The sequence below is a fragment of the Luteimonas galliterrae genome (genome assembly GCF_023374055.1).
Taxonomy (GTDB): domain Bacteria; phylum Pseudomonadota; class Gammaproteobacteria; order Xanthomonadales; family Xanthomonadaceae; genus Luteimonas_C; species Luteimonas_C galliterrae.
In genome coordinates, this window is sequence record NZ_JAMBEP010000002.1 from 241203 (window position 1) to 262924 (window position 21722).

At 65.6% G+C, this 21722-nt stretch carries 17 protein-coding genes and 1 riboswitch; of the genes, 9 read left to right on the plus strand and 8 right to left on the minus strand.

The genetic code is table 11. The annotated features are described in order from the left end of the window. Window positions 1-6: 6 nt before the first annotated feature. Both M2650_RS11765 and metX read right to left on the minus strand, forming a co-directional pair. On the minus strand, window positions 7-1224 hold the full coding sequence (locus tag M2650_RS11765) for an O-succinylhomoserine (thiol)-lyase (RefSeq protein ID WP_249474732.1): 1218 nt from the start codon (window positions 1222-1224) through the stop codon (window positions 7-9). Then, window positions 1221-2252, minus strand: a complete 1032-nt coding sequence (gene metX / locus M2650_RS11770; protein ID WP_249474733.1) for a homoserine O-succinyltransferase MetX — start codon at window positions 2250-2252, stop codon at window positions 1221-1223. Before metX ends, M2650_RS11765 begins: the two co-directional genes overlap by 4 nt. A gap of 79 nt (window positions 2253-2331) precedes the next feature. Beyond that, a riboswitch (SAM riboswitch) is annotated at window positions 2332-2451 on the minus strand. 94 nt (window positions 2452-2545) lie between these two features. Here metX and M2650_RS11775 point away from each other — a divergent pair. From M2650_RS11775 to M2650_RS11805, 7 genes are all read left to right on the plus strand, one after another. Continuing rightward, window positions 2546-3649: an NHL repeat-containing protein gene (locus M2650_RS11775; protein WP_249474735.1), complete on the plus strand. Its 1104-nt coding sequence runs from the start codon at window positions 2546-2548 to the stop codon at window positions 3647-3649. After that, the gene (locus M2650_RS11780; protein WP_249474736.1) at window positions 3637-4554 is read left to right on the plus strand and encodes a peptidoglycan DD-metalloendopeptidase family protein; all 918 of its coding nucleotides are present in this window, start codon (window positions 3637-3639) and stop codon (window positions 4552-4554) included. Before M2650_RS11775 ends, M2650_RS11780 begins: the two co-directional genes overlap by 13 nt. A 170-nt stretch (window positions 4555-4724) precedes the next feature. Next, window positions 4725-6329 carry a peptide chain release factor 3 gene (locus M2650_RS11785; protein ID WP_249474738.1) on the plus strand — a complete coding sequence of 535 codons (1605 nt, stop codon included), beginning with the start codon at window positions 4725-4727 and terminating at the stop codon, window positions 6327-6329. Between the two features lie 226 nt (window positions 6330-6555). Next, entirely contained in the window at window positions 6556-7197 is a 642-nt protein-coding gene (gene trhA / locus M2650_RS11790; protein WP_249474740.1) for a PAQR family membrane homeostasis protein TrhA, read from the plus strand. 74 nt (window positions 7198-7271) lie between these two features. Further along, a complete protein-coding gene (locus tag M2650_RS11795) occupies window positions 7272-7649 on the plus strand; it encodes a hypothetical protein (protein WP_249474742.1) in 378 nt (125 codons plus the stop codon). Beyond that, window positions 7646-9601 carry an AsmA family protein gene (locus M2650_RS11800; protein ID WP_249474743.1) on the plus strand — a complete coding sequence of 652 codons (1956 nt, stop codon included), beginning with the start codon at window positions 7646-7648 and terminating at the stop codon, window positions 9599-9601. The genes M2650_RS11795 and M2650_RS11800 overlap by 4 nt, the downstream gene beginning before the upstream one ends. Window positions 9602-9658: 57 nt before the next feature. Further along, window positions 9659-10015, plus strand: a complete 357-nt coding sequence (locus M2650_RS11805; RefSeq protein WP_249474748.1) for a hypothetical protein — start codon at window positions 9659-9661, stop codon at window positions 10013-10015. An 834-nt stretch (window positions 10016-10849) separates the two neighbouring features. On the opposite strand, the gene M2650_RS11810 is transcribed toward M2650_RS11805, so the two are convergent. The 3 genes from M2650_RS11810 to mtgA all read right to left on the minus strand — a co-directional run bounded on the left by M2650_RS11810 (window position 10850) and on the right by mtgA (window position 13084). Next, window positions 10850-11278 (minus strand): CBS domain-containing protein, encoded by a 429-nt coding sequence (locus tag M2650_RS11810; protein WP_249474750.1) that lies wholly within the window; start codon window positions 11276-11278, stop codon window positions 10850-10852. After that, entirely contained in the window at window positions 11238-12251 is a 1014-nt protein-coding gene (locus M2650_RS11815) for a glycosyltransferase family 2 protein (protein ID WP_249474751.1), read from the minus strand. Before M2650_RS11815 ends, M2650_RS11810 begins: the two co-directional genes overlap by 41 nt. Window positions 12252-12355: 104 nt before the next feature. Next, a complete protein-coding gene (gene mtgA / locus M2650_RS11820; protein WP_249474753.1) occupies window positions 12356-13084 on the minus strand; it encodes a monofunctional biosynthetic peptidoglycan transglycosylase in 729 nt (242 codons plus the stop codon). Window positions 13085-13125: 41 nt separating this feature from the next. Between mtgA and hslO the strand changes: the two genes are divergently transcribed. Continuing rightward, the gene (hslO, locus tag M2650_RS11825) at window positions 13126-14055 is read left to right on the plus strand and encodes an Hsp33 family molecular chaperone HslO (RefSeq protein ID WP_249474755.1); all 930 of its coding nucleotides are present in this window, start codon (window positions 13126-13128) and stop codon (window positions 14053-14055) included. Window positions 14056-14172: 117 nt separating this feature from the next. Continuing rightward, window positions 14173-15042: an XOO1806 family protein gene (locus tag M2650_RS11830; RefSeq protein WP_249474756.1), complete on the plus strand. Its 870-nt coding sequence runs from the start codon at window positions 14173-14175 to the stop codon at window positions 15040-15042. Between the two features lie 125 nt (window positions 15043-15167). Here M2650_RS11830 and M2650_RS11835 read toward each other — a convergent pair whose 3' ends face one another. From M2650_RS11835 to M2650_RS11845, 3 genes are all read right to left on the minus strand, one after another. Beyond that, on the minus strand, window positions 15168-16736 hold the full coding sequence (locus tag M2650_RS11835; protein WP_249474758.1) for a tetratricopeptide repeat-containing sulfotransferase family protein: 1569 nt from the start codon (window positions 16734-16736) through the stop codon (window positions 15168-15170). Between the two features lie 73 nt (window positions 16737-16809). After that, window positions 16810-18387 (minus strand): tetratricopeptide repeat-containing sulfotransferase family protein, encoded by a 1578-nt coding sequence (locus M2650_RS11840; RefSeq protein WP_249474760.1) that lies wholly within the window; start codon window positions 18385-18387, stop codon window positions 16810-16812. Window positions 18388-18519: 132 nt separating this feature from the next. Continuing rightward, window positions 18520-21561, minus strand: coding sequence for a TonB-dependent receptor (locus tag M2650_RS11845; RefSeq protein WP_249474762.1), 3042 nt, complete (start codon window positions 21559-21561; stop codon window positions 18520-18522). Between the last annotated feature and the right edge of the window lie 161 nt (window positions 21562-21722).

Consider the following 21722-nt stretch of genomic DNA (forward strand, 5'->3'; position numbering starts at 1 on the left):
CGAGCGTCACGCATCCACCCGTTTGCGTTTGCCGGCGTCGATGACGAGCTGGGCGCGTTCTAGCGCGGCGGCGAGATCGGCCTGCAAATCCTGCAGGGCCTCGATCCCCACCGACAGACGCAGCAAGCCGTCGGAAATGCCGGCATCGGCGCGCGCTTCCGGCGACATCGCCGCATGCGTCATCGTCGCCGGATGCGCGATCAGGCTTTCCACGCCGCCCAGCGACTCGGCCAGGGTGAAGCATTGCAGGCCGTCGAGGAAGGCGCGCACCACCTCCTCGTCGCCATCGAGTTCCACGCCGAGCATCGCGCCGAAGCCGCTCTGTTGGCGCGCGGCGAGCGCGTGGCCGGGGTGCGATTCCAAGCCGGGGAAATAGACTTTGGACACGGCAGGATGCTCATCCAGCTGTAACGCGATCGCCGTCGCGTTCTCCTGATGCACGCGCAGCCGCGCATCGAGCGTGCGCAGGCCGCGCAGCGTCAGGAAACTATCGAACGGCGAGCCGGTGATGCCGAGCGCATTCGCCCACCACGTGAACAATTCGTGGTGTTCCTGGGTCTTGGAAACCACCGCGCCGCCGACCACGTCGCTATGCCCGTTGATGTATTTGGTAGTCGAATGCACGACAACGTCGGCACCGAAATCGATCGGCGTCTGCAACGCGGGCGACAGGAAGGTGTTGTCGACCACGGCCAGCGCGCCCTTGGCGTGAGCGGCTTCGATCACGAAACGCAGGTCGGTGATGCGCAGCAGCGGATTGGACGGCGTTTCGATCCATACCACTTTCGGCGCCGGCTCCAGCGCAGCGGTCAACGCGCGCGGGTCGGTCAGGTCGGCCAGCACGAGTTCGAACTGCCCTTTCGCAGCCAGCGCCTTGAAAAGCCGCCAACTGCCGCCGTAGCCGTCGTGCGGAACGACCAGTCGGTCGCCCGGCTGCAGCAATGCGTTCAGCACCAGCGTGATCGCGGCCATGCCGGTCGCGGTGACCACGCCACCCGCGCCGCCCTCGAGTTCGGCGAGCGCTTCGCCGAGCAGATCACGGGTCGGATTGCCGCTGCGCGTGTAGTCGTACTGGCGCTTGTCGTTGAAGCCGGCGAAGCTGAAATTGCTGGACAGCACGATCGGCGGCGTGACCGCGCCGAAAGCGGCGTCGCGATCGATGCCGGCGCGCACCGCGCGCGTGGCGGAACAATAATCGGAAGACTTCGGATCCTGGACGGTCATGCCGCGGCCTCGCAACAGTCAGCCAGGGCGCTGCGCAGGATCGCAGCGATCGCATCGGCCTCTTTCAGGAAGGCATCGTGTCCGTACTTGGAACGCAGGATGCGCACGCGGGTGTCCGCTTTGACCCGTTCGACCAGGGCGTAGGCATCTTCGATCGGCACCAATTGGTCCTCTTCGACCGCCACTACCGTGGTCGGCACGCAGATCCGCGACGCGTCGACCGCATGCAGGTCGATCGATTCGGACAGGCGCGTATAGGCCGTGGCGTCGAAACGCTCGACGAAACGCGAACCGCAAGCGTCGAGATAGTCCTCGGATGCGCAGCGCGCCCGCGGCCCGTCGATCACCGCCGCCGAAGCGAAACGCTCCGCGAACTCCTGCGGCGTGCGATAGCTCAAGATGGCCAGCTGCCGTGCCAGCGACAGCCCCTGGTCTTCGGCACACTGCAACTGGCCCAACGCGACGACCTTGCGCTGCAGCGCGCGCCAAGCGCTGGCATACGGGTGCGCGCGGTGCGCGCCGCTGATCGCGACCAGTTGCTGCAGGCGTTCGCCATGGCGGGCGGCGAACTGCAGGCCGACCATCGCGCCGTACGAGCAGCCGATGAAGGCGGCCAGCGTGCGCACGCCGAGCGCATCGAGCACGCCGGCGATCGCGTCGGCCTGGTCGGCGCTGTCGATCGGCGCGTCCAGCGTGCCGTCGGCGCCGATCCAGTCGATCGCGATCACGCGCAGCGATGCCGTATCGAAAGTTTCCGCCTGCGCCTGCCACCAGCCGGCCTGCGGGAACGCCTCGCTGGCGATCACGTGGCGGCTGGCGGAAATGCCGCCGGCAACGAGCACGGCCGGCGCGTCGGCCGGACCCACCGCCTCGTAGCCGACGCGCAATTTGCGCTGCCCGGCGTGGCGCAGCGGCAGATCGAGTTCGACCGTGCCGCGCACGGCATCGCGGGCCTGCGCCGGCTCGAACGCGTAAGGGGAAACCAAAGGATGGGAGGCGAATTGCGCGGCGCTTTCGACGAGGCTCATGGCGATATCCGAAGAGTGGACAAAGCCATCGATGCATGCGGGCGCTTAGGACGTCGAACCGCACCCGAAGGGCACGGCGCAACCATCTTCACGGCGGACACTCAGGTCCCCGCAGGACTTGGCACCTATGACGGAGCTTTCGCTCCATCAGGTTGCCCCGGCGTCTTAGGGCCTGTCCCTCAGCCGGTCTCGATGGATGGCCATAGACTGCCAGCGGTTTCCCGGGCTGTCAATCGCTTCATTCGCATGAAGCGATATTATTTTTCCGAAGACCGATCCTTCATACTGAACCGATGAGTAAACCTATGTATCGCGCGGCCGCCGCGCTCGCCCTGGCCTGCCTGGCCGGCTGCGCCACGGTGCCGGAGCCGTCCAGCAAATCCGCCCAGAATGCGGTTCCGGACGCGGATGCGACCCTGGTGACCGAGGCGTATATCAGCGAGGAACACCCCGCCGACGAGCTCGACTCGCTGGCGGCCTGGCCCAAGGACGACGGCGGGCTATGGGTGATCGGCACCGCCAAATCGACCCATCGCCTGGTGGTGTTCGACGGCGACAGCGGCGAGCGCCTGCGCGAGTTCGGCGGCAAGGGCGCCGGGCCTGGCCGGTTCAACCGCCCCAACGGCGTCGCCGTGTTCGGCGACTACCTGTTCGTGGTAGAGCGCGACAACCATCGCGTGCAGGTGCTGTCGCTGCCGGAATTCGAACCGCTGACCACCTTCGGCGCCGACCAGCTGCGCAGCCCTTATGGCTTGTGGCTGCACGAGATCGAGCCCGACGAGCTCGACGTCTACGTCACCGACAGCTTCATGGAAGGCAAGAAGTTCGACGTGGTGCCTCCGCTGGCCCAGCTCGACCAGCGCGTGCGCCGCTACCGCGTGCATATCGGCGACGACGCCCTGCAGGTGGAGTCGCTGGGTTCGTTCGGCGATACCTCGCCCAACGCCGCGCTGCGCATGGTCGAATCGATCGGCGGCGATCCCGCCAACGACCGCCTGCTGATCGCCGAAGAGGACACGCGCGTCGGCACCGACCTGCGCGAATACGATCTGGCCGGCCGCTATGTCGGCAAAAGCCTGGCGCCCGGCCGTTTCCGCGCCCAGGCCGAAGGGGTGGCGCTGTGGGATTGCCGCAACGACCAGGGTTACTGGATCGCCGTGGACCAAGCCGACCCGCGCACTGTGTTCTTGCTGTTCGACCGCGCCACGCTGGCGTATCGCGGCAGCTTCGTCGGCACCGCCACCGGCCACACCGACGGCATCGCGCTGCACGCGGCGGCCACGCCGCGCTTCCCGTCCGGCGCGCTGTTCGCCGTGCACGGCGACAAGGCGATGTCCGCGTTCGACCTGGCCGACGTGGCCCATAGCCTGCAACTGAACCCGGCGTGCGTGCGCTGACGCCATCGCGCTGGACGCTTGCTGCGTTCTTATTGATCGCCGCGGTCGGCGCCATCGCCGGCGACCAGGCCTATCGCTGGAAGGATCGCGCCGGCACCGTGCATTACGGCGACCACGCGCCGGAATCGCCCGATGGCCGCGTACAGAAAATCCCGTTGGCCAGCGGGCCGCACGCTGCGGTCAGGTTGCGCATCGACGAAGACGGCGCCGGCCGCTATTCGGCCTGGGCCGAAAACGCATTGGCGGGGCCGGTGGAAGTGCTGCTGCGCTTCGACCGCAACCACAACATGACCAGCCAGCCGCTGCTGCCTGCGCGCGCCACCGTAGCCGCCAACGGCAAGACGCTAGTGGCGAACCTGTTCACCGCCGATGCGGCCCGCCCGGGCAACTTCGAAGTCGAACTCGATGCGGTGGTGGGCGATCCCAGCGCCAAGCCGCGGCCTTTCGAATACCTGATTCCGCTGCAGCGGCAGGCGCTGCGCGTCGACCAGGGCTTCGACGGCCAATTCAGCCATGCCGGCAATGAAAACCGCTATGCGCTGGATTTCGCCGCCGACATCGGCACGCCGGTGATGGCCGCGCGCGGCGGTGTGGTGATGCAGGTGGAATCGGATTTCGCCCAGGCCGGGCTCAGCGAGGAAGAATACGGCGGTCGCGCCAACTTCGTCCGCATCCTGCACGACGACGGCACCATGGCCCTGTACGCGCACCTGCAGCCCGACGGCGCGCTGGTGCGCGTCGGCCAGGCGGTGCGGCAGGGCCAGCAGATCGGCCTGTCCGGCAATACCGGCTTCACCAGCGGCCCGCACCTGCATTTCGCGGTGCAGGTGAACCGGGGCATGCGGTTGGAGTCGATCCCGTTCCGGATGCGCGGGCCGCAGGGTGTGCTGCAGATCGCCCGCTAAAAAAGCCGTCATCCCGAGCGCAGCGAGGGATCTATTGTCGGGTCGCGTGGACCTGCCAGCAGATCCCTCGCTGCGCTCGGGATGACAAGTTGATGGGATCGGGACGACAGCCGAACCGCTATAATCCCCTCTTCCCGCATCGAATCCGGCGCCCGACGGCGCGCCCAGCCATGTCCGACGTTTCCACCGAAGCCGCCCGCCGCCGCACCTTCGCGATCATTTCGCACCCCGACGCCGGCAAGACCACGCTGACCGAAAAGCTGCTGCTGTTCGGGGGCGCGATCCAGATGGCCGGCTCGGTCAAGGGCCGCAAAGCCGCGCGCCACGCGACGTCCGACTGGATGGCGCTGGAAAAGGAACGCGGCATCTCGGTGACGTCGTCTGTGATGCAGTTCCCGTACGAAGGCCGCATCGTCAACCTGCTCGACACGCCCGGCCACGCCGACTTCGGCGAGGACACCTACCGCGTGCTGACCGCGGTCGACTCGGCGCTGATGGTGATCGACGTGGCCAAGGGCGTCGAGGAACGCACGATCAAGTTGATGGAAGTGTGCCGGCTGCGCGACACGCCGATCATGACCTTCATCAACAAGCTCGACCGCGAGGGCAAGAATCCGATCGACCTGCTGGACGAAGTGGAAAGCGTGCTCGGCATCCAGTGCGCGCCGATCACTTGGCCGATCGGTATGGGCCAGCGCCTGAAGGGCGTCGTGCATCTGGTCAGCGGCGAAGTGCATCTGTACGAACAGGGCCGCAACTTCACCCGCCAGGATTCGACCATCTTCGCCTCGGTCGACGACCCCGCGCTCGAAGCGCGCATCGGCGCGGACATGCTGCGCGAGCTGCGCGAAGAGCTGGAACTGGTGGAAGGCGCTTCGCATCCGTTCGATCCGGCCAAATACCTGGCCGGCGAACAAACGCCAGTGTTCTTCGGCTCGGCGGTCAACAACTTCGGCGTGCAGCTGCTGCTGGATTTCTTCGTCGAGCACGCGCCCGCGCCGAAGCCGCGCGAGACGACCGGCCGCGAAGTCGGCGCGTACGAACCCAAGCTCACCGGCTTCGTGTTCAAGATCCAGGCCAATATGGATCCGCAGCACCGCGACCGCGTCGCCTTCATGCGCATCTGCTCGGGCAAGTTCAGCGCCGGCATGAAGGCCTTCCACGTGCGCAGCGGCAAGGAAGTCAAGCTGGCCAACGCGTTGACCTTCATGGCCAGCGATCGCGAGATCGCCGAGAGCGCGTGGCCCGGCGACGTGATCGGCATCCACAACCACGGCACCATTTCGATCGGCGACAGCTTCAGCGAAGGCGAAGCGATCACCTTCACCGGCATTCCCAACTTCGCGCCCGAGCTGTTCCGGCGGGCGCGGCTGCGCGATCCGCTCAAGCTCAAGCAACTGCAGAAAGGCCTGGCGCAGCTGTCGGAAGAAGGCGCCACGCAATTCTTCCGGCCGCTGATGAGCAACGACCTGATCCTGGGCGCGGTCGGCACGCTGCAGTTCGACGTGGTGGCCTACCGGTTAAAGGACGAATACGGCGTCGACGCCAGCTTCGAACCGGTCGGCGTGGCCACGGCGCGCTGGATCCGCTGCGACGACGCCAAGAAGCTGGAGCAGTTCCGCGACAAGAACGCACTCAACCTGGCGATCGACGCCGCGGGCGAATTGGTCTATCTGGCGCCGACCCGCGTCAACCTGCAGCTAGCGCAGGAACGCGCGCCGGATGTGGCTTTCCTGGCCACCCGCGAGCACGCCCACGCCGTCGGCGTCGACTGACAACGCGCGGCTTTTGTAGAACGGGGCTTGCTCCGCTGCCGTTGCCTTGCTTTTCGCAAGGACGGCTTCAGCCGCGAGCCCTTGATCTTGTACGCGCCGACCAAAAAAGCTCGCAGTTGAAGCCTCCCCCACAATAAAGCTAAAGCCAGAGCAGCGGAGCAAGCTTCGCTCTACAAAAAAACCGGGGTCGAGCATTTGCTCGATTCTTGGCGCAGACTCTGTATCCATGGAGCACGCCGCCGACCTGCGTGAAGAATTCGCCAGTGCGCTGACCCACGGCGTCGGCGCCGCGGCAGCCCTGGCGGGCGGTGCGGTGCTGATCACGGCGGCTGCGCTGTACGGCGACCATTGGCAGCTGATCGCTTCGATCGTGTTCGGCATCAGCCTGTTGCTGCTGTACGTGGCCTCGACGCTGTACCACGCCATCCAGCATCCGGTCGCCAAAGCGCGGCTGAAAGTGTTCGACCATTGCGCGATCTACCTGCTGATCGCGGGCACCTACACGCCGTTCACGCTGATCGGCCTGCGCGGCCAGGTCGGCTGGTGGCTGTTCGCGGCGATCTGGTCGCTGGCCCTGATCGGCGTGGTGTTCAAGCTGTTCTACACCGGACGCTTCAAGCTGCTGTCGACCCTCATCTACATCGCGATGGGCTGGCTGGTGATCCTGGCGATCAAGCCGCTGCTGGCGGCGTTGGACAACTGGACCTTCGGCTGGTTGCTGGCGGGCGGCGTGCTGTACACGCTGGGCACGGTGTTCTACCACCGTCCTTCGCTGCGCTATTCGCATGCGGTGTGGCATCTGTTCGTGATCGCCGGCAGCGTTTGCCACTATGTGGCGGTCATGGCGCAGGTGCTGCCGGCTGGCTGAACGCCGCGCAACGCTTTCACCGTCGTTTTACCTGCATCTGACCATGGTGTTGCGGAATTCCTGGGAAATCCGCGATGAATTCGCTTCCGCGCCGTGTCGTCCCGCCTGTCCTGATCGCGCTGTGCGCCGCCGCATGCAGCCGACCTGCAGCGCCCGAAGGCACCGCGCCGGCGCCCGCCGAACGACCGGTGCCCGGGCGTGTTTCCAGTGCGGCTGCGAAAAGCACCCGTTACGCCTGCAACGACGGCGCCGCGATCGACATCGCCGCGGATGGACTGGAGGCGCAAGTGACCCTCGAAGACGGCCGCAAGTTCGCCCTGCCTCGCGCCGAGTCAGCTTCTAAAGGCGGCGGCGACGCGTTCGTAGGCGACGCGCTCTCGGTGCTGCGCCAAGGGCGCAGCGCGCAGCTCCATCGCGATGGGCGCGATGTCGCGGACTGCACTTCGCCATGAATACGAAGCCGCAACGGGAGCGCACGCCATTCGTCGACGACGTGACCCAGCATCCCTGGCTGACGGCGGCCGTGCTCATCGTCCTGGCGCTGATCCTGCTGATCGTGTTCTGGGACTGGAACTGGCTGCGGGGACCGATTGAACGCCAGGTCGAAGCGCGCACCGGCCGCAGTTTCGACATCGGCGGCGATCTCGACGTCGATCTCGGCAAGACCGTCACGATCCGCGCCGACCAGGTGAAGTTCGGCAACGCGGCCTGGTCCAAGCAACCGCAAATGGCGGCGGCCGACCGCGTAGAAATGCGCCTGGAAGTGTGGCCCGCCTTGATCCAGCGGCGCGAAGTGCTGATCCCCGAATTGCGCCTGAGCAAGCCCGATGCCTATCTCGAGACCGGACCGGACGGCAAAGGCAACTGGGTGTTCGGCCCGGATACCGGCGGCGAACCGCCGCAGTTCCGCCGGCTGTGGGTCGACGACGGCCGGCTGCGTTTCATCGATGCGCGCGCCAAAACCGATATCGACATCGATCTGCAGAGCCGCGACGCGCGCAGGCCCGGCGCCGCGCCCAATATCGAAATCGACGGCGGCGGGCGCTGGAAAGGCAATCGTTTCGCGCTGGCGGGTCGCGCCGAATCGCCGCTGGAATTGGCCAATGTCGAGGAGCCCTACCGCATCAACCTGCGCGCCGCCGCCGGCCCGACGCGCGCGCATGCGCGCGGCACGTTGCTCGACCCGTTGCGCCTGCGCGATTTCGATCTGCGTCTGGCGTTGTCCGGCCAGAACCTGGACGACCTGTACCCGCTGATCGGCGTCGCCATTCCGCCGACGCCGCCGTACAGCTTCGACGGGCGTCTGACCCACAGCGGCGACACTTGGCGTTACGACGGTTTCACCGGCAAGGTCGGCAACAGCGACTTGGGCGGCTATGCGCACGTGACCACCGGACGGGCCCGGCCGTTCCTGAAAGCCGACCTGCGCTCCAGACGCCTGGATTTCGACGATCTATCCGGTTTCGTCGGCGCCGGGGCGAAGGCCGAAGGGGGCGAATCGACCAATCCGGAACTGCAGGCGCTCGCCGCCAAACAAGCGGCCAGTCCGCGGGTGCTGCCCGACACGCCTTACGAATTGGGCAAGCTGCGCGCGATGGATGCCGATGTGCGGCTGAGGGCGGCGCGGATCAACGCGCCGTCGCTCCCGATCGACGACATGGATGCGCACTTGCTGCTCGACAACGGCCTGTTACGGCTGGAACCGCTGAATTTCGGCGTCGCCGACGGCGATATCCGTTCCAACATCCGCATGGACGCGCGCCAGTCGGTGATCCGAACGCGCGCCGACGTCGCCCTGCGCGGGTTGAGCCTGCCCAAGCTGATGCCGCAAGGCACGCTGGCGCAGGAGTCCATCGGCAAGATCGGCGGCAAGATGGTGGTCGATACGCAGGGCAATTCGATCGCCGCGATGCTCGGCAATGCCGACGGCGACATCGCGGTCGGCATGGGCCAGGGCCAGGTCAGCAAGCTGCTGATGAAGCTCGCGGGCCTGAATCTCGCAGGCGCGATACGCACCAAGCTGACCGGCGACAAACCCATTCCGATCCGCTGCGCGTTCGGCGATTTCGCGGTGAAGGACGGCCTGATGACGACGCGCTCGATGGCCTTCGACACTACCGACACCATCGTGCTGGGCTCGGGCACGGTCAACCTGCGCGACGAAACGCTGGACCTGACGATGCGGCCGCGGCCGAAGGGCCGCAGCCTGCTGTCGCTGCGCGTGCCGTTGTACGTGGACGGCACCTTCAAGAACCCGAACGTGCGGCCCGACTACGCCCGCATCGGCCTGCGCGGCGGCGCCGCGCTGGCGCTGGCCACGATCGCGCCGCCGGCGGCGCTGCTGGCGACCACCGAATTGGGCGGCGGCGAGGACGCCGATTGCGGCGGGCAGTATGCGAAATGACCTCGCGGCGCGATATGCTGTCGACGGCTTGAATCGACGCTGTCGGAGGCGCCCGAAATGCGGTCCATCGCGTTCTTGTTGACGATCTGCGCGGCCGTGCTGTCGCTGGCGGGTTGCAAGCAGGCGCCGGCTCCCGAGCCGGCCGCGAAACCGGCGCCGATCGATTTGGGCCCCAGCCAGGATCCCGCCGTCACCGCCAGCTACGTTTGCGACGACGCGCACCGCGTCGACTTGGTCGGCGAACGCTTCGCGCGCATCACGCTCAGCGACGGCCAGACCGTCACGATCCACTACGTCCCGAAAAGCCGCCCGCCCAGCTACATGGGCCGCGGCCTGCGCTTCGCGATCGGCGAGAAAGCGGTCATGCTGATCCAGAACGACGGCGTGGCCGTGCATTGCAAGCCAATCCAATAGCCATCGCTCGGTAGAGCGGAGCTAGTTCCGCTGCTCTTGCTCTTAAGCCCACTCTTAAGCCGTTACTCTCATGCCGTCATCCCAGCGAACGCTGGGACCCATATTGCGCTTGCGCTCGTTCTTAAGCCGTCATCCCGGCAAAGGCCGGGATCCAGGCCCGCGTCCTCACGGCTTGCGCTGCGACTCGCGCCATGGACAAAGGCTTCCGGGCTGCGCCCGGGTCACTTTCTTTGTTGGCCCAAAGAAAGTAACCCAAGAAAGGGCCTGAACTGCGGTGCGATGCCTCGCACCTGAAAGTCCGCCAGCGGCCCTGCTTTCGTCGCAGGTGACCTTCTTACGCAGGTACTAGATTTTGATTCGTAGCCTATGGGTGACGTGGCTTTTGCGGATGGGCGCTAAGGAGTAGTCCTTGTCGATCGCCTCGGATCTGAATGTCGAAGCGACGGAGGAATCCCGAGGGCTGGCGAGCGGTGGCCAAGAATACGGGGGAGCGCCATCGTCGGGATCCCTTCCAAAGGCCCTTTTTCTTTGGTTACTTCTCTTTTTGGGCCCCACAAAAAGAAAGCATGCCCTGAGCTTGCCGAAGGGTCACTCGGCCGCGGTTTGAGCGGACGAAACCCCGGCCCAAAGGGCCGGCAGGTCGCCACAAACCCCAAGCAAAGAGCAGCGGAGCAAGCTCCGCTCTACAAGAGCAAGTGCAAATCTCCCCCAGCCACTCTTTTTCAAAGAGGGGAGACAAGCTAAGGCGCTGGATCCCCGCCTTCGCGGGGATGACGGCTTTGAGGGCAAGGCAGCGGGGCAAGTCCCGCTCTACAAAATCAAAAAACGGTTCGCTCAGCTCGCGATGTAGCGCTGCAACTGGTCGAGCTGCAGTTGTTGGTCTTCGATCACCGCTTTGACCAGGTCGCCGATCGACACCACGCCGAGCACCGAACCGTCCTCGACCACCGGCAGATGGCGGATGCGGCGTTCGGTGACGACCTGCATGCAACGGTCGATGTTGTCCCGCAGGCTCACCGTGACCACGTCGGCGGTCATGATGTCGCGCACCGGCGTATTGGCCGAAGAGCGCCCCTGCAGCACGATTTTGCGCGCGTAATCGCGCTCGGAAAGGATGCCGGCCAAGCGGCCGCCCTCCATCACCACCACCGCGCCGATGCGTTTTTCGGCCATCAGCCGGATCGCGTCGATTACCGGGGCGTCCGGCCCGATCGCGAAGACTTCAGGCGCCTTGGATTCCAGCAGTTGACGTACGCTGCGCATGGCCGTCTCCTTCGCCAGGAATTGCCGCCGAGGATACCCCAGCCGCCGGTTGCCAGCTGTCGACGAGGTATAGCGGCCTTTGCTTGGACTCCTCGTACAGCCGGCCCAGGTATTCGCCGATCAGCCCCAGCGCGATCAGCTGCACGCCGCCCAGGAACAGGATCACGGCCATCATCGTGGGCCAGCCGGCGACAGCATCGCCCCACAACAGCGCCTTCAGCACGATCCAGACCGCATACACGAAGGCCGCGAACGCGGTGGCCAGACCCAGGTACGTGGCGGCCCGCAAGGGCGCGGTCGAGAAGCTGGTGATGCCCTCCAGCGCGAAATTCCACAACTTCCAGAAGCCGAACTTGCTGCGGCCTGCCGCGCGCGGCTCGCGCGCATACGGGATCGCGACCGAATTGAAGCCGATCCAGCCGAACAGGCCCTTCATGAAACGGTGCCGCTCGCGCAACTGCCGCAACGCGGCCAGCGCGCGCGGCGACAGCAGGCGGAAATCGCCGGTGTCCTGCGGGATCGGCGTCTTCGACAGGCGGCCGATCACGCGGTAGAAGCCGTGCGCGGTCACGCGCTTGAGCCAGCCCTCGCCTTCGCGCAGCACGCGCGTGCCGTGCACGTCGTCGTAGCCTTCGCGCCATTTGGCGACGAACTGCGGGATCAGCTCCGGCGGGTCCTGGCCGTCAGCGTCCAGGATCAGCGCGGCGCCCGCATCGACGTGGTCCAGGCCGGCGGTCAGCGCCGCCTCCTTGCCGAAATTGCGCGACAACCGCAGCAGCGACACCCGCCGATCGCCGTTGGCGATGCCCTGCATGGTCGGCCAGGTGCCGTCGCGGCTGCCGTCGTCGATGTACAGCACGCGGCCGTCCACGCCGACCTGCGCCAGCGCCGCGACGATGCGCGGGTGCAGCATCGGCAGCACCTCGGCCTCGTTGTAGGCGGCGACGACGACGGTCAGGCGGTCCAAGCTCATGGCGCGATGGTATCTGAGGCGTGGCTCCGGGTGGACCTGTAGGTCGGGCCAACGCGCCCGACGCGCGGCCTTCTTTCAGCGTGCGTCGGGCGCGTTGGCCCGACCTACAGTTCGCGGAGGTAGGCCGTGCCGCCTAGGGCACGCATCTGCCGTTGGATGGCATTGCTGCGCCGCTGCACGTACGGCCCGGGCCTGTTCACGCTGTAGCGCTTGGGATTGGGCAGCACGGCGGCCAGCCGCGCGCTTTCGGCGGCGCTCAGGCGGCTGGCGTCCTTGCCGAAGTAACTGCGTGCGGCTGCCTGCGCGCCGTACACGCCGTCGCCGAATTCGGCGAAATTGGCGTACATCTCCAGGATCCGGCGTTTGGGCCACAGGGTTTCGATCAGCACCGTGTACCAGGCCTCGATGCCTTTGCGCAGCCAGCTGCGTCCGCTCCACAGAAACAGGTTCTTGGCGACCTGCTGGCTGATCGTGCTGGCGCCACGCACGCGGCGGCCGCGCGCGTTGTTCTTGCGCGCCTTTTCGATCGCCTTGAAGTCGAAACCGCGGTGGACGATGAAGTTCTGGTCTTCCGAAGCGATCAGCGCCAGCGGCAGATAAGGCGACATGTCCTCCAGGTCGCGCGCATCGTGCGCCAGGCGGAAGTCCCAGTCGCCTTCGGTCCAGGCGACCAGCTGGCGATTGAACATGAAGGCCGAGAATGGCGGGTCGACGAAGCGCAGCGCCACCACCTGCGCTATCGACAGCGCGGCCAGCAACAGCGGCAGGGTCAGCAGCCACCGCCATAGCCGCCGCCGTCGCGGCGGCTTGTCGTCCAGGTAACCCACCCCCATCTACGGCTACTCCCACATGCGTGCCGTGCGCATTATCTTCGATGCGCAGCCTTTCCTCCGCGAATATCCTGACGACCGTGACCGACGACCAAGACCGCCTGACCCGCTTCCTGCTGCCGCATGCCGGCGTGCGCGGCGTGCACGTGCACCTGCGACAGACCTGGCGGCAGATCCGCGAACGCGCCGAATATCCGCCCGCTGTCTCCGAGCTGCTCGGTGAGGCTGCCGTGGCCTCGGCGCTGTTCACCGGCCACGCCAAGGTCGAAGGCCGGCTGTCGGTGCAATTGCGTGGCGAAGGCCCGCTGCGCGCCCTGTTCGCCGAATGCACCGCCGCCGGCACGTTGCGCGGCATCGCCCAGATCGGGGGCGATGCCGGCCCGTTCATGCGCGATCTGCGCGGACTGGGCGGCGGCGCGGTGCTGGCGATCACCATCGAAAACCCCAGCCCGCACGGGCGCGACCCGGCCCGCTACCAGGGCCTGGTGCCGATCGAATCCGAAGCGCTGGCCGGCGCTTTCGAAGACTATTTCCGCCAATCCGAGCAATTGCCCACTCGGTTGCTGCTGGCCGTCGACGAAGAACGCGCCGCCGGCCTGATGCTGCAGAAGCTGCCGGGCGACCACGGCGACGACGACGGCTGGGCGCGCGCCACCGCGCTGTTCGACACGCTGGGCGCCGAGGAACTGCTGGCGGTGACCGGACCGACCCTGCTGACCCGCCTGTTCCATGAGGAGGAGGCCCGCGTGCTGGCCGAGCGGCCGCTGTCCTTCGCCTGCTCCTGCTCTCGCGAGCGGGTCGGGGCCGTACTGCAGTCCTTGGGCCTGGAAGAGGCCCGGGCCGCCCTGCAGGAGGGCGTGGCCGAAATCCACTGCGAATTCTGCGGCCAGCAATACCGGTTCGACCCGGACGAAATAGACGCCCTATTCGCATCTTCGGGTCTTCACGCGGTCTCGTCGGACCGCCTGCAATAACCGACGAACGGAGGGCGGGAAACCTCCGCGGGGATTGTTAAAGAAACATAAATCGGTTAGCCTGATCGTCCGCTGGAAGGGGAACTTCGGGCCCGAAAAACGGGTCGATATCGAGCCATGCGATCGTTGTTGCTACGACTGCCGTTTGCCCTGCTGCTCGCGCTTGGCGCGAGTGCGGGCGCGCATGCGCAATCCCAATCCGCGGATCCGGCCGATACCGCGATTCTGCCGATCTGGAACAACGCCAGCGGCAAGGTCGAAGCGGCACTGTATCTCGAACCTACCGGCGACACCGCCACCGGCGCGCGCTGGCATTTCGGCAAGTATTCGCTCGACACCATGGTCGGTCTCGGTGCCGGCGATTCGCTGGCCCTGTTGTGCGATCGCAAGACCGGCATCTCCACCGCCATCGGCAGCCTGACCGAAAATTGCTTCGTCGGTTCGCTCGGCAACCAGTACGACTCCGCCAGCAAGCGCGCCAACATCGGCGCGGTGCTCAATCGCGGCGGCGCCCGGTTAGGCATCACCAGCAGCGCCGGCCGCGACACCCTGCCGGGTTGGCTCACCGCCAACGGCATGAACAGCACCAAGCTCGAACAGAACGACCTGACGCTGTTCGCCGAAAAAAGCATCGGCCGCAACGGCGTGGTCAGCATCGGCGGCACCACGGCCAAAGCCAGGCTGGTACCGGCGGCCGACCTGCCCGCCGGGTTGACCGACCGCTGGAACACCAAGAGCCTGACCGTCGGCGGCGGCGTCGGCGCCTTCAGCGCCAACATCATCGGCCGTGTCGTCGACGTGCCCGGTCGCGCCGGCAAGTGGGAAGGCCTGGGCTTGGGCGTCACCTGGCGCACGCCATGGAGCGGCCAGTTGACCGTCGGCGCCGAGAACGTGGTCACCCGCGGCAAGAACCCCTTCTTGCCCAGCGACAGCACCGAAAGCGACGACGGCACCGTGCCGTACGTGCGTTACGAGCAGGATCTCTGATCCAGTTCGAGCGACCCTCGCGGCTATGCGCGGGACGCTATTTCGGCAGATGGCTCAGCATTCACTCGCACCGAATCTCTTCGCGGGCCCATTAGTTCAGGCGATATCAGCGCCTGGCGAGCGATTCAGCCCGCCTCCAAAGCCTCTATCAAAGGGCGCAATTTAGCTTCATAGGGCAGCCACTTGGGTTGTTCGCGAGCGGTCACCTTCTCGCGCACCTGCACTGCGCTGGCGGTCGCGACGCCGCGCGAGCGCTGCTGCATGTCGAGCATGGCCGGTTGGTAGTCAACACCGCAGAACGCCGCCGTGCGACGCATCGCCGCCTCTGGCTCGCGGGTCAGCGCGGCGTAATCGACATCCATGATGCGGCCGGGATAGGCCTCGTGCCAATGCGCCATCAGGCGCTTGTACTGCCGGTAGAAGTCGGCCAGTTCGAGTTGGTCGTAGGAATAGGGATTGGCGTCGGAAAACAGCTCTCGCAGATTCGAGAAGCAGGTCTCGATGGGATCCCGGACCATGTGCAGCAGCTTGGCCTGCGGCAACGCGCGGCAGATGAAGCCTGCATTGAGGAAGTTGGACGGCAGCTTGTCGGTGAAGCAGCGCTCTTCGCCCAGGCGCCATTCCATGCCTTTCAGATAGCCCGCGCCGACCGCGCCGAAATCGATCCCGCGCGCGCGCTCGACGATGGTGGCATCGATCACGCCGCGGCAATGATGGTCGGTGGCGTTGCGCATCTGGCTGGTGAAGTCGTACAGCTCCCCTACTCCGCGCACTTCGCCGTGCCCGTCCAGCAACTGCTCCAGCAAGGTGGTGCCGGAGCGGTGCATGCCGATGATGAAGATGGGCGTACGCCCGCCCTCTATCGTCTGGAACGAAGGCCCGCGCGGCGGCAACGGCAGCGCGATCAGCTTGTCGACCAGCGCGCGGGAATCCTCGGCGTGGTAATTCAGGCGCGATCGCTTGGCGCGGCAAGCCTGTTCCAGCGCCTGCCATGCGCCCTCGTAGTCGCCCAGGTCGTCGAGTTCCTTGTGCAACGCGTTAGCGAGCAGCGCGATCTCGTCGGCATTGCGCCCTGGGCGCGCCAGCTGTTTGCGGATCGCATCGACGTGGTTCGAATCCGGTTTCTGCTTGCGCAGGCGCGAGACCAGCCAGTAGCTCTGCGCGATTTCCGGCGCGCGCGACAACACCCGCCGCAAGTCCTCCTCGGCCTCGTCGAAGCGGCCGAGGTAGGTGAGCACCTGGCTGCGCGACAGCAGCGTCGGCGGGAAATCGGGATCCGCGCGCTTGGCTTCGTCCAGGAAAACCAGCGCAGCCCCTTGTTCGTTGAGATAGCTCAATTGCGCCGCGAACGCCAACAGCAACGGGATGCTCACCTGCTCCAGCGGCGGCAGCCTCGCGACGCATTCGTGCAGCGCGCCCGCCTCGTTGAAAGTGCGCAGCCGCGCGATCAGTTCCTTGATCGTCTGCAGATCGCGCGGCTTGGCCGCCGCCGCGCGCAAGGCGTAATCGCGCGCGGCGCGGTAGTGTCCGGCGAGGGAATTCACGTAAGACAGCTGAACGAGCACGTTCGCATCGCCAGGCGCGAGCTTCAGGGCCGTTTCGTAACTGGCGATGGCACGCGGCCATTCCTGGCGGGCCGCGTGCGATTCCGCGTCGGCGAGCAGCTTTTGGATCTGGGCGGGAGGCACTGTCATCTGTCGTGATCGAAGGGTCGCAAAAGATTCCGGAGGCGCCGTCATGCGCGCAAGCGCATTCTAGACGCAGGCCTCACAGCATGCGCCCCGCGCTCAGCCTGCGCTTGAGCGGCTCCAGACGAGCGGCGTACTTTTCCCACGCATCGACGTTGCCGGCGTGTATCGGCTGCCGGACCTGCGAACTGCTGGCCGTCGACACCGGCGTCGCGTTGCGCGTGATATCGATGCTGTCGGCGGCATAGGGCACGCCGCAGAACGCCATCATGGATCGGGTCACGCCGGCCGGGTCCTTGACCAGGTCCTCGTAGCGCACCGTATGCAGGTGCTCGGGCATCGTTTCTTCCCAGTGCGACCTTAGTTTGTCGAACTCGATGTAGTGGTCGGCGAGCTCTTCCTGGTCGTAACTGTAGGGGTAGGCATCTCCGGAGAAGAGCTCCTTGAGATTGGAGAAGCACGCGTCCATCGGCTCCCGCACCAGGCAGATCATCTTGGCCTGGGGCAGCGCCTTGCGGATGAAGCCGGCGTTGAAGAAGTTCAGCGGATTCTTGTCGATCAGATAGTTTTTTCCCGCAGCCAACCGCTCGGTCCGGCGCACGTATTCCGCGCCTATCGCGGCATAGTCGGCCGCCAGCCAACGCTCCAGCGAAGCTTCGCGCAAGGGGCTGGTGAAGAAATGGTCGGCTTCCCAGCTGGCGGATTGGCCGAAATCGTTCAATTCGCCGCCGGTGGCGATCTGTTCGTAGTTGCTGAGGATGCGTTCGACCAGCGTGGTTCCGCTGCGCGGCATGCCCACGATGAACACCGGTATCCGCGTATCGGCAGCCGCGTCCGAGCCGCGCAACCAGTCGTCGTCGGTCAGCGTCTGCAATGCCGCAAGCCGCCGGGCTTCCTCGCCGCTGTCGTGCCGCAGCAGCCGGCGCATGGCGGCCGCACCTTCCTGCAGTTCCGGCCAGGCCTTGTCCGGATCGCCAGCGTCGTCGAACTCCTTGAACAGCGCATAGCAGAGGTGGATGCGTTCCAGCGAACCTTCGGCGGCGGCGCGTTTTGCCCGCGCGATCCTGTCCACGCGGCTGCCGAGGGGATTGGCTTTCTGATGATAAGCCAGCGACCAATGCGCGTAGGCGTAACCGGGAGCCAGGGCGATGCAGCGCTCGTATTCGGCGGTGGCCTCGTCCATGCGCCCGCAGTAGCGCAGCGCATTGGCGCGCGAATAGCTCAGCAGCGGATGGCCGCGCACGAAGCGTTCCGCTTCGTCGATCAAGCGCAATGAGGCGTCGTACTCGCCGATCAGCCACAGGTGCTGCGACAGGACGGCGGATTGCCCGATGACCTCGCGATCGGACCAATCCGCGTTCAGGATCAGGTCGCGGATCGTGTTGCGCTCGTCGAAGCTCAGCAGCCGCATCGTGACGAAAGGCAGATGCTTCCAGTCGCGTCTGTCGGCGACGGCTTTCGCGGCGTTGAGCGCATTCAACCGCGCGGTGCGATAGCGGTCTTCGGCCGTCGCGAACGCCGACAGCCGCAGCCAGGCAGCGGCCTGCCCGGCGTCCAGCTTGAGGATCGCTTCGTAGGCCGCTTTGGCCGCGGCCACATCGCGCGCGCCCTCGTGGCCCTTGGCCTGGGCCCAATGCTGCGCCAGTCGCTGATCCATCCATCTTCCCGGAAAGGCTAGCGGCATAGGATAACCGCCGCGGCGCCGATCCTGCTGGCGGCGCGCAGGAACCCAATAAAAAAGCGGCCGCCCGAAGGCGGCCGCTGGACATCGTAGAACCGATCGCTCGGCTTAGAAGTCGTACTGGACCATGAAGCGGACCGAGCGCGGCGTCTGCCAGTTCAACGGGGTCAGGTAGGTGCTGGCCGCACCCACGATGCTGCCCGTATCGTCTTCGCCCACTTCGTCTACGGCAGTAGGCTTGTCCGAATTGAACACGTTGAACACGTCGACCTTGAACGTGAGGCCTTCGACGTAAGCCGGGCTGTAGGCTACATTGAGGTCGACCGTATTCGTCCAGGGCGTGCGGCCTGCCGAACCGCGGTGCACGATGGTGGTGCCGTTGTCGTTGCTTCCGCCCACCGGCTCGGTGTTGCCGCAGGAGAAGTAGGACGCGCCGTAACCCGTCGGATCGTCGCCGTACACGCCGAAGCAGTTCACCGGGCGACCCGACTGCACGACCAAGTTCGCGCCCACCGACCATTCGTCGGTGATCTCATAATTGCCGAACAGTTTCAGGCTGTGGCGGCGATCGTTAGGTAGATAGCCGTACGAGCCAAGCATCAATGCCGGGTAGTCGAAGTCCTGAGTGGTGCCGGTGTCGCCCTGGCCGATGTCGGACTTCACGCCGCCTTCGCTGTTGCCCTTGCTGCGCGCATAGGTGTAGGAACCCTGCAGGAAGAACTTGTCCCAGCTACCTTCCCAGAAGAATTCGAGCGCACTGTAAGAGCGCTTCGCTTCGGGGCCGAGCTGATCGGCGGGGACCGTGACAGTTTCCAGGGTGCCGTTGCCGTCCACGTCCAGGTTCCAGACGCCGTCGCTGCCGGGGTTGTAGAGACGGCAGTAAGGGAAGGCCGGATTGCCGTAAGCGATGCTATCGGGGTCGAAGCCGTTGGCGATCGCCCAGCTCTCGATCGGCGCCGTATCGCAGGTATCGTCGATGGCACGCTCGAGTTTGCGATAAATGCCGCGAACGCCGGCCGACAAGTGGTCGGTCAACTGCATCTGGAAGCCGAGGATGAACTCGTCCTGGTACATCGGGTCCAGATTCGTCGAAGCGATGGCGCGCGGATCCTTGGCCGCCCCGCTTTCGCCGTTATGGTAGAACGGCGCGGCATCGCAGGCGTCCAACGTGCACGGCGTCAACCCTTGCGGCGCCGAACTGCCGTCGGTGGCGATGCTGTCGTAGAAGAAGTCCTGATGCACGAACAGCGAGGCGCTGGCACCGCGGATGGCTACGTTGGCCGTCAGCGGCAGCGCGTAGCGGCCCGCGTTACCGAACACCTTGAAGCTGGAATCGCCGTTGACGTCCCACGAGAAGCCCAGGCGCGGCGCGAACTGGTCGTCGATCTTGACATAGCTCTGGCCCGCCCCGTTCTTGTTCTCGAAGCTGTCCCAGCGCACGCCGCCGTACAACATGAAGTTGTCGGTGACATGCCAGCTGTCCTCCAGGTAGAACGCCTCCTGGTTTACTTCTACGGTGGCGCCCTGGCGGATGTCGTAGCGGCGCACGAAATCCTGGCCGGCGAGCTGGTAGTACTGATAGTAGTAGCCGCCCGAATAGACCGAGCCGTCGACCGTGGTGAAATCGTCGACGTCATAGCCGAAGCGGATTTGGTGGTCGCCCAGCAGCCATTCCGCATCGATGCGGTACTGGTCGCGTTCGTCGCCGGCGTCTGCGCGGATCAGCGAGCCTGCAAAATCGCAGCCGACGAGCGTACCCGTAGCCTGCTGCACCGCATCGGGACGGAAGTCGCGGACGATGGGGCAGCCGCCGACCGGATCGTTCAGGTTGCCGCTGTACTGCATGCGCGAGCCGTTGGGCAAAATCGCATAGTTGCGGCGCTTGAACTCGCCGTGACCGGCCAGTGCCGACAGGGTGAAATTATCGGACAAGTAACCGGTGTACTTCAGCGCGTAACTGTCACCGCCCTCTTCCGTCTTTAGGCTGCCGACGTAGTCCCGGCGGCTCGGATTGGCGGCATTGGGGGCCGCATCGGTGCCGAAGCCGGTGTTGTAGTACTTGGTTTCGGTCTTGCGAGTGTCGGAGAACGCGGTCAGCGCGAGCAGATGGTTGTCGGTGATGTTCCAATCCATCTTCAACAGCCAAGTGGGCGACTTCTCCTCTTCGAGCGTGTTCCTGCCGCCGCTGATGCCGTCGGTCGAACCCGGATAGGCGTCCTTCTGGGTACGGCCGTACTGCAGCAGGGCGTAACCGAACAACTTGTCCTTGACCAGCGCGCCGCTGGCCCAAACGGCAGCGGTCGCTTCCCAGCCCGTGTCCTTCGAATTGTCGGATACCAGGCGGCCATCGTTGTAGTACAGGTCGGGCGTGGGCTCGCTCAGCGACTCCGGCGTCCAAAACACGTTGCCGCCAGCCTTGAACTCGTTGGTACCGCTCTTGCTGATCATGTTGATCACGCCGCCGGTCGAACGGCCGAACTCGGCGCCGTAACCGCCGGTCTTGACCTGCTGTTCGGCGATCGCCTCGTAAGGGATCTGGGCGAAATTGAGGTTCTTGAACGTATTGGTGATGTTGAAACCGTTGAGGTAGTACTGGTTCTCGGCGACCGACGAACCGCCGAACGAAGCCAATTTCCCGAAAGCGGCGTCGCCGCGCACGGTGCCCGGCGCGAGGAGCGCGACGCTGGTGGCGTCGCGTTGCACCGGAATCTTGGCGATCTGCTCGGCGGTCAGGATGGTGGTCGACTCGACCGACGACACGTCGATCGGGTTGATCGCGGCGGAGCCGACGACGGTGACCGTATCGAGCGTCTGCGCGCCGCTCGCATTGACGAAGTCGATGTTGGATGCAGTACCTACGCTGACGCTCGCGGTGCGCGTGCTGGTAGCGCCGTCCACGCCTTTGCGGGTGATCGTGTACTGGCCGATCGGCAGCTGCGACAAGCGGTAACTACCGTCGCCCGAGACCGTGATGGTGCGCGAGAAGCCGGTATTGGTGTTTTCGATGGTGATGGTATCGCCGGCCGTGGCACGGCCGGACACGGCGCCTGCGGTATTGCTCTGCGCCTGGACGCCGCCCACGAAGCTCAGACCGAGTGCAACGGTCAGTGCGCTTCGCTTCAGGCCTTTGACAAGGTACTTAGAAGCCATTGGTGTAACCCCCGTAGGACTGTTGACCTAAAAGAACTGCAAGTGGAGTCAGGGCCGAAAAGCGGCATGACCGGCCGACTATAGGCAGTCAACAAATCCTTAACAAGGGTCGAATGGCAAAAATTTTCTTTAAAATCAGCCACATATGCCAAGCCATAAGG

Bases quoted from the DNA above. Each gene is read 5' to 3' on its own strand.
- M2650_RS11765 (WP_249474732.1), bottom strand. From the start codon at position 1,224: ATGACCGTCCAGGATCCGAAGTCTTCCGATTATTGTTCCGCCACGCGC.
- metX (WP_249474733.1), bottom strand. From the start codon at position 2,252: ATGAGCCTCGTCGAAAGCGCCGCGCAATTCGCCTCCCATCCTTTGGTT.
- M2650_RS11775 (WP_249474735.1), top strand. From the start codon at position 2,546: ATGAGTAAACCTATGTATCGCGCGGCCGCCGCGCTCGCCCTGGCCTGC.
- M2650_RS11785 (WP_249474738.1), top strand. From the start codon at position 4,725: ATGTCCGACGTTTCCACCGAAGCCGCCCGCCGCCGCACCTTCGCGATC.
- trhA (WP_249474740.1), top strand. From the start codon at position 6,556: ATGGAGCACGCCGCCGACCTGCGTGAAGAATTCGCCAGTGCGCTGACC.
- M2650_RS11795 (WP_249474742.1), top strand. From the start codon at position 7,272: ATGAATTCGCTTCCGCGCCGTGTCGTCCCGCCTGTCCTGATCGCGCTG.
- M2650_RS11800 (WP_249474743.1), top strand. From the start codon at position 7,646: ATGAATACGAAGCCGCAACGGGAGCGCACGCCATTCGTCGACGACGTG.
- M2650_RS11805 (WP_249474748.1), top strand. From the start codon at position 9,659: ATGCGGTCCATCGCGTTCTTGTTGACGATCTGCGCGGCCGTGCTGTCG.
- M2650_RS11810 (WP_249474750.1), bottom strand. From the start codon at position 11,278: ATGCGCAGCGTACGTCAACTGCTGGAATCCAAGGCGCCTGAAGTCTTC.
- M2650_RS11815 (WP_249474751.1), bottom strand. From the start codon at position 12,251: ATGAGCTTGGACCGCCTGACCGTCGTCGTCGCCGCCTACAACGAGGCC.
- mtgA (WP_249474753.1), bottom strand. From the start codon at position 13,084: ATGGGGGTGGGTTACCTGGACGACAAGCCGCCGCGACGGCGGCGGCTA.
- hslO (WP_249474755.1), top strand. From the start codon at position 13,126: ATGCGCAGCCTTTCCTCCGCGAATATCCTGACGACCGTGACCGACGAC.
- M2650_RS11830 (WP_249474756.1), top strand. From the start codon at position 14,173: ATGCGATCGTTGTTGCTACGACTGCCGTTTGCCCTGCTGCTCGCGCTT.
- M2650_RS11835 (WP_249474758.1), bottom strand. From the start codon at position 16,736: ATGACAGTGCCTCCCGCCCAGATCCAAAAGCTGCTCGCCGACGCGGAA.
- M2650_RS11840 (WP_249474760.1), bottom strand. From the start codon at position 18,387: ATGGATCAGCGACTGGCGCAGCATTGGGCCCAGGCCAAGGGCCACGAG.
- M2650_RS11845 (WP_249474762.1), bottom strand. From the start codon at position 21,561: ATGGCTTCTAAGTACCTTGTCAAAGGCCTGAAGCGAAGCGCACTGACC.